9 protein-coding genes are annotated in these 13,561 nt (G+C 71.6%); 3 read left to right on the top strand and 6 right to left on the bottom strand.

Features of this window, described 5'->3' with window-relative positions; genetic code table 11:
• Positions 1 to 149 precede the first annotated feature (149 nt).
• The 5 genes from AC07FY_RS05615 to AC07FY_RS05595 form a co-directional block, all read right to left on the bottom strand.
• Positions 150 to 2,513: a non-ribosomal peptide synthetase gene (locus tag AC07FY_RS05615; protein WP_479000824.1), complete on the bottom strand. Its 2,364-nt coding sequence runs from the start codon at positions 2,511 to 2,513 to the stop codon at positions 150 to 152.
• Between the two features lie 358 nt (positions 2,514 to 2,871).
• On the bottom strand, positions 2,872 to 3,972 hold the full coding sequence (gene rsgA / locus AC07FY_RS05610) for a ribosome small subunit-dependent GTPase A (protein ID WP_479000821.1): 1,101 nt from the start codon (positions 3,970 to 3,972) through the stop codon (positions 2,872 to 2,874).
• Positions 3,973 to 4,290: 318 nt separating this feature from the next.
• Positions 4,291 to 6,042: an NAD(P)/FAD-dependent oxidoreductase gene (locus tag AC07FY_RS05605; RefSeq protein ID WP_479000818.1), complete on the bottom strand. Its 1,752-nt coding sequence runs from the start codon at positions 6,040 to 6,042 to the stop codon at positions 4,291 to 4,293.
• Positions 6,039 to 7,817 (bottom strand): amino acid adenylation domain-containing protein, encoded by a 1,779-nt coding sequence (locus AC07FY_RS05600; protein WP_479000815.1) that lies wholly within the window; start codon positions 7,815 to 7,817, stop codon positions 6,039 to 6,041. The genes AC07FY_RS05605 and AC07FY_RS05600 overlap by 4 nt, the downstream gene beginning before the upstream one ends.
• A gap of 74 nt (positions 7,818 to 7,891) precedes the next feature.
• Entirely contained in the window at positions 7,892 to 9,598 is a 1,707-nt protein-coding gene (locus AC07FY_RS05595; RefSeq protein WP_479000812.1) for an MBL fold metallo-hydrolase, read from the bottom strand.
• A 599-nt stretch (positions 9,599 to 10,197) separates the two neighbouring features.
• Here AC07FY_RS05595 and AC07FY_RS05590 point away from each other — a divergent pair.
• Together AC07FY_RS05590 and AC07FY_RS05585 are read left to right on the top strand one after the other, a co-directional pair.
• Positions 10,198 to 10,389, top strand: coding sequence for a hypothetical protein (locus AC07FY_RS05590; RefSeq protein ID WP_479000810.1), 192 nt, complete (start codon positions 10,198 to 10,200; stop codon positions 10,387 to 10,389).
• A gap of 5 nt (positions 10,390 to 10,394) precedes the next feature.
• Positions 10,395 to 11,423, top strand: coding sequence for a DNA topoisomerase IB (locus tag AC07FY_RS05585; protein ID WP_479000807.1), 1,029 nt, complete (start codon positions 10,395 to 10,397; stop codon positions 11,421 to 11,423).
• A 58-nt stretch (positions 11,424 to 11,481) separates the two neighbouring features.
• On the opposite strand, the gene AC07FY_RS05580 is transcribed toward AC07FY_RS05585, so the two are convergent.
• Positions 11,482 to 12,204 carry a UdgX family uracil-DNA binding protein gene (locus AC07FY_RS05580; protein ID WP_479000805.1) on the bottom strand — a complete coding sequence of 241 codons (723 nt, stop codon included), beginning with the start codon at positions 12,202 to 12,204 and terminating at the stop codon, positions 11,482 to 11,484.
• Between the two features lie 372 nt (positions 12,205 to 12,576).
• Between AC07FY_RS05580 and AC07FY_RS05575 the strand changes: the two genes are divergently transcribed.
• Positions 12,577 to 13,560: a LacI family DNA-binding transcriptional regulator gene (locus tag AC07FY_RS05575; RefSeq protein ID WP_479000803.1), complete on the top strand. Its 984-nt coding sequence runs from the start codon at positions 12,577 to 12,579 to the stop codon at positions 13,558 to 13,560.
• The last annotated feature ends 1 nt before the right edge of the window (position 13,561 follow it).

The raw sequence follows: 13,561 nt of genomic DNA, 5'->3' as shown, positions 1-13,561 counted from the left end.
AACCAAAACACAATCTCCCCACAACCCCTCCCTCATTCTTCCCCCCTTCTCCCCCCACGTGAGCCAAAAAAAAAACCCCCCCCCCCCCCCCCCCCCCCCGTCCCCCCCCCCCCCCCCCCCACGGCCGTCTCAGCGTTTTCGATGCGTGGCTACGCCGCCAGGTCCGGCCTGGCCTCGCGGATCAGCGCGGAGACCTCGCGGACGGTGGGGGTGTCGAAGAAGTCACCCAGTTCGATGCTCACGCCCAGCTCCTTCTCCACGGCGTCGATCACGGAGATCGCGAGCAGGCTGTGGCCGCCCTCCTCGAAGAAGTCCCCGTCGGGACCGATCGGTCCGGAGGCGAGGACCTCCTCGAAGATGGCGCCGACCTTCGCCTCCAGCCCGTCGCCCGCCGCCGGCGTCGGCGTCGGCGTCGCGGAGGCCGGCTGCGCCGCGGCGGCTGCGGCCTCGGCCCGACGCACCAGGGCACCGCGGTCGATCTTGCCGCTCACCATGCGGGGCAGCTCGTCGACCAGCGTGAGGGAGGTCGGCACCATCGCGGGCGGCAGCGCGGCAGCGGCCCGCGTCCTGATCTCCTCCACCGTGGCGCCGGCGGCTTCCAGCCATGCCGCCAGCGCCGGGGCCCCGTCGGGGCCGCTCACCACGGCCACCGCCGTCTGCCGGACCCCCGGCAACGCTGCCAGCACGCTCTCCACTTCACCGGGCTCCACCCGGTGGCCCCGTATCTTCACCTGGTCGTCGGCCCGCCCGGTGAACTCCAGCATTCCGTCCGGACGCCACCACACGAGGTCCCCCGTGCGGTAGCTGCGTCCCCCGGGCGCCTGGGCGTCGGCCACGAACGCGGCCGCCGTCAGCTCGGGCCGGTTGCGGTATCCGTCCGCGAGGCCGTGCCCCGCCAGCCTGAGCTCGCCGACGAATCCGACGGGCAGGGCCCGCCCGCCGGCACCGGTCACGGTGGCGACGGTGTTGGCGATGGGCCACCCGATCGGGGTGCCGGGTCCGGCGGCCGTGCCGTGGTCGAAGGCGGTGGCTCCCACCGAGCTCTCCGTCGGCCCGTACTCGTTGATCAGCCGGACACCGGGCAGCAGCTCGTGGTGGCGGTGCACCAGATCGGGTGTCGTGGCCTCACCGGCGACCGTGATGGCGCGCAACGACCGCACCGCGCGCGGGAGTTCGGTCAGCAGCACCCGGTAGAGGCTCGGGACGGTCGTGAGGTGGGTGATGCCGTGCCGCTCGGCCAGCTCGGCCAGTTGGCGCGGCAGCAGCTGGTGGGTGTCCGCGAGGACCAGTCGGCCGCCGGAGGCCAGCACCGGGAACAGGTCGGCGACCGAGCTGTCGAAGGCCAGCGACGGCAGCTGCAGCAGCCGGGTGTCGGGGTCGAAGCCGTGGTGGCGCACCTTCCAGCGCACGTAGCTCGCGATGGCACGGTGCCGGACCTCCACGCCCTTGGGCCTGCCGGTCGACCCCGAGGTGTACACCACGTACGCGAGGTCCTCCGGGCCCGGCCCGGGCGGACCGGTCTCGGGCCCGTCGGCGAGGCCGGTGACGGCGGCCCGGATGTCGATGACCGGGGTGCCGAGGCCCGCGGGCAGCCCGCAGAGCAGGTCGCGGTCGGCGAGGACGGCCCCGCACTCGGCGTCGTCGAGGATCTCGGCCAGCCTCGCGGCCGGCGACCTGGGGTCGAGTGGTACGTAGGCGGCCCCCGCGAGCAGGGTGCCGACGATCGCCGGGACGGCGTGGACCGTCTTGCCGGTGAGCACCCCCACCCGGTGGCCCTGACCGATTCCCTCCGTCCGCAGCCGCGCCGCCACGGCCTGCGCGGCCTGCCAGAACGCCCGGTAGGTGAGGGTGTCGGAGCCGGCGACGACCGCCGTCCGGTCGGGGTGCGCGCGTACCGCCTCCTCCATCGGCGCGGTCAGCGTCGTGCGGACGGCGCTCGGTTCGAAGCCGCGTCGGCCGAGCGCGAGGGCCGTCGCCGTGTCGTCCGGCGCGGCCGCGGGCAACGCGGCGGCGGGACCGCGCGGATCGGCGAACCCGGCCAGGACACCGGACACCGACCGCAGCAGGACGTCCAGGAACCAGGTCTCGGCGCGCTCCGGTCCGGCCTCGGCCACGAGTTCGCGTACACCGTCCGCACCGGCCTCGGTGAGCGTCAGCGCGATGACGTCCGGCCGGGACGCGCGGTCGCCGGCAGCGGCGCCGACCCGGACCGAGCGGACCAGCACCGCACCGGCGAGCGCCGCCTCCTCGTCGGCCACCACGGGCGCCGACCGCAGTGACGCGTCGGCGGCGCGCACCAGATCGCCGACGACGGGGCAGGCGGCAAGGCCGACGCCGGCCAGCACCGGGCCGGCCGGACCGGACACCACCACCACCGGTTCGTCGGTGTGCTCCGCCGCACCGACCACCACGGCCGTCGCCGCGGTGAGGGCGACCAGTTCCTCGAGGGGGCGCCCGCCGGAGACCGTGGCCAAGCCGTCCGCGGCGGCCGCGGTCAGCGCGAGTCTGGCCATAGCCCGCGCCGGCCGCGCGGGACCCGTGCGTCGAGGGCGGATCGTGGTGGCGGGCACAACAGGGTCGGACGTCATGGACACATTTCCTTGTTCGAGGACGAATGAGACAACTGCCCGTCGGCCGAACGGCGTTCTGCGCGGCGGGTGGGCAGCCATGTCTTCGAACCCCGCACCGGGCACGTGCGGGCCCACCCGTCACCGAGGCGGGACGCGAACGGACCGCGCACCGGCCGGGCCGTGGCCGTTCTCCGGCTCGGGTCACCGCTGACACCACGGGGCGCCCGTGCACGTTCCGGGCCGGAGCACCGGACGGCCCGCGACGGGGCGCCCGGTGCTCCGGCCTTGCCGTCGCCTCGCGTCAGCCGCGCTTCGCGATCATGTTGGCCATGCCTTCCTTGCCCTGCGTCTTCAAAGCCTTCAGGCGCTCCTGGCGCAGGCGGGCATCGCTCCGCGAGGCGATCCACTGGTTCTCACGGAGCAGCTTGTGGTAGCTGTCGAGACGGCGCTGCTGGAGCATGCCGTCCTCGATGGCCTCTTGTACCGCGCAGCCGGGCTCCGCGACGTGCTCGCAGTCCCGGAACCGGCAGTCCTCGGCGAGCTGCTCGATCTCCGAGAAGGTCTGCTGGAGGCCGTCGGCGGCGTCGTACAGGCCCACGCCGCGGATACCGGGCGTGTCGATCAGCACGCCGCCGCCCGGCAGGGGCATCAGTTCGCGGGTCGTCGTGGTGTGGCGGCCCTTGCCGTCGCCGCGGGTCTGCCGGGTCTCCATCACGGAGCGGCCCATCAGCACGTTGGCAATGGTGGACTTGCCCGCACCCGACTGGCCGACCAGGACGCTGGTCCCGGTCAGCACCGCGGCGAGGATGTCCATGCCGTCGTCGGTGGTGGCGCTGACGACCAGGACGTCCACTCCGGGCGAGGCCTGCTCGACCGTCTCGCGGACGCCGTCCGCGTCCTCGGCGAGGTCGGACTTGGTGAGGATCATGACCGGCTGCGCGCCGCTCTCCCACGCCAGGGCGAGGAACCGCTCGATCCGGCCGAGGTCGGGCTCCGTGTCCAGGGCCACGACGACACCGATCGTGTCGATGTTCGCGGCGAGCACTTGCCCCTCGGAGCGCTGCGAGGCGCTGGAGCGGACCATCGCCGTGCGGCGCGGCAGCAGTGCCTGGACGTACGTACCGGCCGCGCCGGCCTGGACCGCCACCCAGTCGCCGGTGCAGGGCATCTTCATGGGGTCGGGGTCCGCGACCGGACCGGTGTCCGCGTGGACGACGGTCACCTCGGTGTCGCCGTCGGCGACGACGACGTCGCAGCGCCCCCGGTCCACCCGGACGACCCGGCCGGGCACCCACGAGGCGTCGGCGACGGAAGCGAACTGGGCGTCGAGTTCGGGGGACCATCCGTAGGCCTCCAGCGGCCTCGGGTAGATCGAATCAGCCGATGTCGATGAGTGACGCAACGCGATGAGCCCTTCGGGAGGTGTTTCCGGCCGGCGCACGCGAGTCGGGCTGCACCGGCTGCTGAACAAGGGGCGGGAGATGGGATGCTCTTCGGGCGCCGCTGCGGCGGCGTGACATGCGCGTCACCCACCGCTGCCGTCTCCGACGCCGGAGGCATGGAACGCATGTGACGCTACGACAGCGCCGAACGGCCCGCAATGCCGCTCGAGCGCCGCTGGATCGAGACTCGAGAGGGGAAAAGAAAGTCCCCGCGACCGGGTCCCGCTCCCGCCCGCCCACCCGGGTGCCGGTCCGGGAGAGCGGGCGGTGTGGTGCGCTCAGGCGGGTGTGGGGGTGGTGCGGTAGAGGGCGCGCAGTTCCTTCTCCAGGGTCTGGACTTCGTCGAGGCGGGGGCGGCTCTTGGGGCTGAAGAGGCCGTCCTGTTCCCAGCGTTCGGGGTCCAGGCTGAGCGCGGAGACGTTCAGCCATCCCTTGGCGCGGATGGCGTCGAGGTGGTCGGGCAGGGCGTCTTCGAGGGCGAGGTAGAAGATGACGTGGGCGAGTTCCTCGATGCGTTCCAGGCCGTCGCGGACGCTGGCCAGGACCGTGCCGAAGGCGGGTATGCCGTCGCCGGGGAGGTTCTGCTCGAAGAGGCGGGCGAGGGTGGGTACATCGTCGTAGTAGTCGATGTAGTCGAAGGCGAACACCCCGCGGTAGGAGCGGGCCCATGCCTGGAAGAGGTTCATGATGGTGCCCTGGGTGGCGACCGCGTGCGCGCCCAGGGCGCTGAGGGTGGTGCTGGCGGACTCGTCGAGGAAGGTCTTGCCGTAGAACTGGGGGTCGGAGAAGGACCAGCCGACGTAGTAGTCCCAGAGCGTCTTCAACGACATGATCACCGCGTTGTCGTGGAAGGCGTAGGAGCCCTGGATGTTCATGGTCAGCCCCTCGGCGAGGGAGAGGAACCAGCGGTTGGCGTAGCGGACGAAGCCCGCGTCGAAGGAGTCGCTGGTGTCGCGGCTGATCATTTCGGTGACGAAGCTGTTGGCGTAGCCGATCAGGTTCGAACCCACCGAGTAGTACGGGTCGGCGAACACGGCCGCGTCCCCCACGCACGCCCACCGGTTCTCGGAGAAGACCTGCTGGGAGGAGTGGCTGTAGTTCTTCAGGACCCGGAAGTCCAGTACGGGCAGTTCGCGGATGGCCGGGTCGAAGCCGGGAACCCGGTCGACGATGAAGTCGATGGCCTTCTCGATCCGGTTGAACTTGGTGACCGGGTGGAGTTCGTCGGAGACGACGATCCCGACACTGGTGTGGTCCGGGGCCAGCGGGATCGCCCAGATCCAGCCGCCTTCGAACATGAAGTGGTTGGTGGAGTGCCAGCGCGGCTCGGTGGCCCGCTCGTGCCACACCGTGTGCTGCGGGTCCACCGCCTGGTCGGTGTCCAGGCGGCCCTCGAGGCGGAACCACACCGAGTTGTGCGGCTTGGGATAGCGCTTGGTCAGATCCAGCTTCCGCTGCAGCAAGCGGTGCCGGCCGGTGGCATCGACCACCCAGCGGCACGACACCGTCGTGGGCTGCGCTCCCTCTTCGTCGATGCTCTGGTAGGTGACCTGGTGCGGTGCGTCCAGCTCACCGAGGTCGATGTCGAGGACCTTCACGCCCTGGGTCAGGGTCGCGCCCGTCGCCGTCACGACGTCACGCAGGTGTTCTTCGAGGGAACCGCGGTTGAGCTGGTAGGACTTGGCCGGAAGGAACCGGTTGACTCCGAACTCCGGTTCGTCCTGCAGGCCCTGCCCGCCGCCGTAGAAGTAGCGCAGGCCCAGCTTCTCCAGGTGCTGCTCCTCCAGGTAGTCGTAGAGGCCGATGACGTGGTGGAAGTAGTAGGCGCCCACCTCCACCGAGGACTCGCCCACCTTGAACGCCGACAACGGGATCGGGGACCGCTCCCGTTCGCAGACCAGCACCGACAGCCCCGGCCGGGCGTCCTTCAGCTGCTTGGCCAGCGTCAGTCCCGCCAGACCACCGCCCGCGATGACCACGTCGTAATCGACGTCCGCGAACATCGACTCGCCATCCATGCGCCTGCTCACTGTGCTCCCACCTTGTCGTTCTGTCGGTCCTCGATAACCAGCGCCAAACTCCGGATGGTGCGGTCGGTATAGGGGTCGGAAACCTCCAACTGCACCCCGATCCGCTGCTCGACCCGCGCCAACAGGTCCATCACGCTCAGCGAATCCCCGCCCAGGTCGAGGAAGTCGTCGTCCAAACCGATCGGCAGCGGCGCGAACAACTCCCGCCAGATCTCCAGCAGGACCGCCTCCGCCTCACTCGCGGGCCGCGCACCGCCCGCCCCGCGCCCCGACGACCCCTCGTACAAGGCCGTCAGGGCCCTGTCGTCGACCTTGCCGTTGCCCGTCAACGGCACCGACTCCACCGCGACGATCACCGAAGGGACCATGTAGGCGGGCAGGTTCTCCTCGGCCAGCAGCCGCAACCGGTCCACGTCCGCGGCCGTCACACCCTGGACGAACGCGATCAGGAGGGGGTTGTCGGTGTCGGTGGTGTACTGCAGGACGTGGGCGTGACCGACGGCCGGGTCCTGGGACAGGACCTGCGCCACGGATCCCAGCTCCACGCGCCGGCCGCGGATCTTGACCTGGTTGTCGCGTCGCTCGACGAACTCCAGATCACCCCCCGCATGCAGCCGGACGATGTCACCCGTGCGGTAGACGCGCCTGCCGTCCGGCATCGTCACGAACCGCTCCGCGGTCAAAGCGGGATCGCCCAGGTAGCCGCGGGCCAGACCCGCACCCGCGACATACAGCTCCCCCACTCCACCCGGACCCACCGGTGAGCCGTCCTCGTCGACCACGAAAGCCTGCGTGTTCGCGATCGGCTTCCCGATCAGGACCCGCTCCTCAACAGCCGCCAGGGGGTGCACCGTGGAGCAGACCGCGTTCTCCGACGGCCCGTACTCGTTGAACAGACCCACCCCCGGCAGGCGCAGGCAGTGCTCCCACACCAGTGCGGGGCCGAACCCCTCACCGGCGACGGTGACGGACCGCAGCGACTCCAGCCGCTCACCGTCCATCCCCTCCAGCAGCCGCTTGTACAACATCGGCGTGATCAGGAAATGGGACACGTTCCCGCGTTCCATCAGCCCGGTCAGGTAATGCCGGTCGGTGATGCGGTCCCGGCGGGGCAGGAGCAGGCACGCACCCGACGTCAGCGCGCAGAACGTGTCCGCGACGGCACTGTCGAAGGACGGCCGCGGGATCGCCAGCGTCACATCACCGGGGCCGAAACCGTAGTACGTGTTCCGCCACACCAGCGTGTTGACGATCGCCCGGTGCTCCACCGCCACACCCTTGGGGCGGCCCGTCGAACCGGACGTGTAGATCACATACGCCAGATCCGACGGCCCCGAGACCGCCACCGGATCCGTGTCAGGGGTCGTCAACGCGGCCGCCATGACGTCCATCACGAACAGCTCACCGTCGAAGTACATCGCCCCCGCGGCCGCGGACGACTCGATGACCACGGCCTTCGGCGCCACATCCTCGACGATCCGCTGCGTCACCCCCGGCGGATTGTCCGGATCCAGCGGCACGTACGCGCCACCCGCCTTCAACACCGCCAGCATCGCGATGACCACGTCCCGGGGATGCCGGACCACGATCGCCACCCGGTCATCGCGGCCGACCCCGCCGCTGTCCCTCAGATGATGGGCCAGCCGGTTCGCCCGGCGATTCAACTCACCGTAGCTCAAAGACCCGCCGTCGAATTCCAGAGCCACCCGCCCCGAAAACCGTCTGGCGCATTCCTCGAAGAGGAACGTCACAGTCCTTGGATCGTCATAAGTCATCAACAAACGTCCCCTGCCGGATCATTGTCAATTGTCGATTCGAAAAGCCTAACCACACCCGATCGAGCCACCCTCTATTCGCACTCGAGCGCACGGGCGGAAGTCCGGGGCTTCGCCGGATCGACGGCCGGCCAGGTGCGCTCGCCCCGGCCCCGCAGGAGCTCCGCGGTGATGCCGCGCTCGGCGCACAGCCGGGTGAGGACGCCGGCCTGCTGCACGGGTTCGGCCTCGGGGTCGTACTCGGATCCGGTGAGGTGCTTGAGCCACGGTTCGAGACCCATGGCGTAGGCGTACACGTGCCGGGCGCCCAGCTGCCGGGCGAGCACGTCGGCCTGGGCGGCGTTGCTGCCCTTGAGCCGGCGGCCGTTGTTGTGCTCGCGGGAGAGCTTGCCCTCCAGCATCGGCCCGTAGAGCCAGTTCAGCGGGGCCCCGACGCATTCGAGGCCGATGAAGAGCGCGTCGAGGGGGGTGTCGGTGAGGCCGGGGATGTTGTCGAACAGCGCGGGCTCGAGCGGCGTGATGTCGGTGGCGAAGAGGAACCTGCGGCCGCCCGCGCGCACCAGCGGCACCATCTTGGTGCGGATGTCGAGGTCGGCGTGCTCACCGACGAAGGGCAGGGCGGTGACCTCGACCCGGTCGGCGACGCGGTGGGTCTCCAGCTCCGCCAGCTCCTGGACGTTGCGGAAACCGAGGGCTTGGAGCATCGACTTCAGGCTCGGGTCGCACAGGGAGCCGCCGGAGGCGCGGGGCACGATGATCGTGCCGATGCGGGTGCGGAGTTGGAGCAGGGTCTCCAGCGAGAAGTGGTCGGAGTGGAAGTGGCTGATCACGACGGCGTCGATGTGCCGGGGCAGGTCTTCGATGGTGTAGTGCTCGTAGCCGTCGTCGGTGTAGCCGATGACCGGGTCGAGGAGGACGGACGTACCGCCCGTCTCGATCAGCACGGTCGCGTGGTTGAGATAGCGCGTCCGGACCTCTCCGGCCGCCGGCGGGGTGTGCTGCGCCGGCGGCACGTCGTGGAACAGTGCGGTGAACGCCGGGAGGTCGGCGTCGGCGACGCCGAGGCGCTGCGCGAGGTGCGGGACGTCGACGGGGTCGAGGCGCGCCGCGAACAGCTCGTCCCAGACCGGTGAGTCGAAGGGCAGGGAGATGTCCAGGCGGTCGGGACGCGGGAGGACGGGGCTGCTGTACACGAAGGGCTGCGGGCTCTGCGTGGCGGTCAGGGAGACGCACTGGCCGTGGCGCTCGTACGCCGGCGAGCTGTACATCAGCGCTTCGAAGAAGCGGAAGTGGGGGCGGTGGGCGGTGTCGTAGACGAGCTCGACGCGGCCGCGGAGGGAGTGGGGGACCCGGGGGTAGAGCGGTTCCATCGGGCCGCCGAGCGCGTTCTCCCGGAGCAGGGTGCGCAGTTCGGCTATGTCGTCGGCGAGCTGGAGCTTGGCCTCGCCTTCCTTGACCATGCCCTCCCGTGCCGCCTGGACTTCCTCGTAGGTGGCGCCTTGGGGGTCGAGGAACGGCGCACCGTAGCGGTGCGGGTCCGAGGTGACCTGATCGTGGAGGTGCGGCGCCTTCAAGTAGCTGTCCACGATGGGCAGCAGACGGTCCCGCAGGTTGAGCGCGCCGGTGTGGGGCGCCAGCAGGTAGGGCCACGCGTACCAGCGGTGCAGCAGGGGCTGAGCCACCACGGACGGGCGAAGGTACAGCTTCTGTGTGGGCAAAGTGATTCCCTCACTGTCGATGATGTCGGCGGGTGGGTTCGCGGCTTGTGCACGCGGTCGCATATTCGTTCATGTCTATCACGAACGGCAGTTCTTGAATCCGCCAAGTCGGCAGGGCAGTTCTTCCGCGATCAGGCCGCTGACGCATTTCCGCTTCGACCCCAGAGCGGCTCGAGGAAAACTCGAGGCGGGCAGCGTTCGATGAATTGTGGCCGCGTCTCGCAATGATTCGGAGATCGAATTCCAGCCGCCGTTCCTCCAGCCGGAACGAACGTCCCGGACGGTCAGGGGGGCCGGTTCGGTCGGGCGCTGCCCCGCGGCGGTGCCGGCGGGATCGAGACCCACCACGAGCCGGTCGGGATGGTCGGGCCGGCCAGGGTGCTGTGCCCCGGCGGCGGCATCACCGAGGCCGGGCTGTCCCTGCTTCGCGGTCGGGACCCCCTCCTCGGCGGGACTGCCCGGACCGCGCCGCGCCGGTCCGCGCCCCCTCGCACCGCCCTCGCACCCCTCCGCGCACCGCCCTCGCACCGCCCGCGCACCGCCGCCCGTCCGGCGGAGCACCTCCCCCGGACGGCTACCCCGCGACCGGCCGCCACTCGCCCGCCGGGGTGTTCCAGGCGGACCCCACGAGTGCGTCGGCCGGACGCGGGTAGGCACCCGGCATGAACGAAGCCGAACAGTGGCGACCTGGTGAGGTCGGGCCCCGCAGCGGCGTCCACGCCCGCGACTGCGGCGAGGAGCACCTGTGGAGCACGAGCACGGATGTCCGCGAGCACCGTTTCCCATCCCTGCCGTACGCGTGCTCGGGCCGGGCGTGGACCCTGTCCACGCCGGCCCGACCTGACGCGGACTGACCGCCGTGACGCGACTGCGCACCAGCGACCCCGCCGGGCCGGGCTGGCGCCGGGTGCGCCACGGCCGGGGGTTCCGGTACCTGGACAGCCGGGGCGAGCGCCTCCGCGACGGGGACGTCCAGCGGATCCGCGCCCTCGTGATCCCCCCGGCCTGGCAGGACGTCTGGGTCTGCCCGTGGCCGAACGGCCACATCCAGGCCGTGGGAACGGATGCCGCCGGGCGCCGCCAGTACCTCTACCACCCGGCGTTCCGCGAGCAGCAGGACGCCGCCAAGCACGCGCACGTGCAGCATGTGGCCCGGTCCCTGCCACGGCTGCGCAAGCAGGTGGCCGAGGACCTCGACGGGCGCGGCCTGCCCCGGACCCGCGTGCTGGCCTGCCTGACCCGTCTGCTCGACCTCGGCTTCCTGCGGATCGGCGGTGAACGCTACGCCCGCGACAACGGCAGCTACGGCCTGACCACCCTCCTGCGCGAACACGTGTCCTGCCGCCGGGGCGAGGTGCACCTGCACTTCCCCGCCAAGTCCGGCAAGGAGGTCGACCGCACGCTGGTGGACGAGCAGGCGCACGCGGTGATCCGCGCGCTGCTCCGGCGCAAGGATCCCGGTCCGAGGCTCTTCGCGTACTGGGAGCGCGGGGCGTGGCGCGAGGTGCACGCCGCGGACCTGAACGCCTATCTGCGGGACCGGTCCGGGGAGGACGTGACGGCGAAGGACTTCCGGACCTGGTACGCCACCGTGCTGGCCGCGGTCGCCCTGGCGGTCTCCGAGGGCACGGCCGGCGCGTCCCGGGCCCGGCGCGGCACGGTGGTGGCGCACGCCGTCCGCGAGGTGAGCCGCTACCTGGGCAACACCCCCGCGGTGTGCCGGTCGTCCTACATCGATCCGCGCATCGTCGAGCTGTACGAGGCGGGGCGGACCATCGCGCCCGTCCTCGGTGCGCTGGGCGAGGACGGCCTGCTCGGGCGGCCCGCCACGCAGGGCACCGTCGAACGCGCGGTGCTGGACCTCCTGCAGGAGGACGAGGGGTCCTGAGCCGGCCACGGGGCCCGAGCTCCTGAGCCGGCCAGTGGGCCCGAGTCGGCCCCGCCGGTCACTCCAGGACCGTGGCGGCCACGGACAGGTCGGCCACCAGTCCCGCGAAGGCGGCGTCCCGGTCGTCGGCGCGCAGGACCGCCGACGGGTGGAGCGTCGCCAGCAGGTGCCCGGTGGCGGGGGCCGGGTCGGTGTCGTCGACGGCCGGCATCGGCAGCAGCACGCCGCGCCGCTCGTTCACCCGGAACGAGGCCCCCAGCAGGGCCTTGCCCGCCGTGCCGCCCAGCACCACCAGCACCTCGGGCGCCACCAGCCGCAGTTCGTGCGCCAGCCAGGGACGGCAGGCGGTCATCTCCCGCAGGCTCGGCGCCTTGTGGATGCGGCGCTTGCCGCGCGGGGCGGGCGTGAACTTGAAGTGCTTGACCACGTTGGTGAGGTAGGCGTCCTCATCACGGAGCCCCGCCTCCCGCAGCGCCCGGCGCAGCAGCCGGCCCGCCGGCCCCACGAACGGCTCGCCCTCCACGTCCTCCCGGTCGCCGGGTTGTTCCCCGACCAGCATCAGCCGTGCACGGGCCGGGCCCGTGCCGAACACCGTCTGCGTGGCGTCCCGGAACAGCGGGCACCCGCGGCACCCGGCGGCAGCCCTGCGCAGCGCGGGCAGCCCGCCGCGCGCGGGCAGGAAGGGCGTCGCGTCGTACCCCTGACCGGCGGTCGTGTCCGGGGCGGCGCCACCGTCCGGGGCGGTACCCGCACGCTCGCTCGCGTCCGTCGTCGCGTCCATCGTCGCCACCACCTCCGCGCCCGGTGGCCCGGTCGCTCTCGGTCGGCTCTCCGCTGTGGTCCGCCCCGCGACCAGGAACCGCAGGGCGGCACCCGGCGCCTGCCCCGTCCCGCGCGCCCGAAACGGGACGCAAACCGGTCGCGGCGCACGACGGCTACGGCACGCGGCGGCTACGGCTCCCCGGTGCCCACGCGCGTCACACCTTGGCGCATTCACTTCCTGAACGGCCAACCCTCCCGACTGCGCCGCATTTCGACCATCGCCCCGGTTCTGCGTGAAGTCTTGACGGCGGGGCGGCCCGCAGGTTGACTCGCCGCACCAGCCGGAACCGGTACCGGAACCGGTACCGGATCCCGACGCGGAGGCGCATGCATGCGAGCCACCATCGCCGACGTCGCACGTCAGGCGGGAGTGAGCAAGACAACGGTCTCCCGTGTGCTCAACACCAGGGCGGACGTCGACGCCGGTACCGCTGCTCGTGTTCGCGAGGTGATCGATGCGCTCGGCTACGTCCCCAGTTCGGGAGCCGTGGGCCTGGCCCGTGGCAGCAGCCGCACCATCGCCATGCTGACTCCGCCCCTCACCTGGCCGTGGATGGGCGAAGTGCTCCAGGGCGTCGCCGACACCGTCGAGGCGGCCGGCTACGGACTGCTGCTGTTCAGCTGCAACCGGGGCGCCGACTCCGTCCGGCACTTCACCAGCCAGGTCTCGGCCCGTGCCTTCGACGGGCTTTTGGTCATAGAACCGGAGAACACCCTCGAGACCATCGAGGCGATGTACCGCCGCGGTCTGCCCGTCGTCCTCATCGACGACCGCGGCCGTCACCCGGCGTTCCCGTCCGTGGCCACCACCAACCGCGAAGGCGGCGCGTCCGCCGCGCGGCACCTGCTCGGCTCCGGCCGCACCAGGCCCCTGGTCCTCACCGGCCGGCGGCACTTCGGCTGCGTGCGGGACCGGCTGGCGGGGTTCACCGAGATCCTGCCCACCGACCTCGTCCTCGACGGCGAGTTCACCGAGCAGTCCGGACGGCACGGTGTCGAGCGCGCCCTCGCCCAAGAGCGTGCGTTCGACTGCGTCTTCGCGCACAACGACCTCATCGCCGCGGGCGCGTTGCGGGCCCTTCGGGAAGCCGGGCGCGGCGTCCCCGACGATGTCGCCGTCGTGGGGTTCGACGACCTCCCCATCGCCGCGCACACCGAGCCACCTCTGACCACGGTCCGCCAGCCCATGCGGCAGATGGGGGAAACGGCGGCGAGGCTCCTCCTCGCCGGCCTCGGGGGCAGGACCCTCTCCGCGGCGCCCGTGGTGCTGCCCACCGAGCTGGTCGTCCGACGCTCCGCGCCCCGCCGCCCCTGAG

This window comes from Streptomyces sp. NPDC045967 (assembly GCF_056430495.1).
This window is presented reverse-complemented; position numbering and strand designations above follow the sequence as displayed.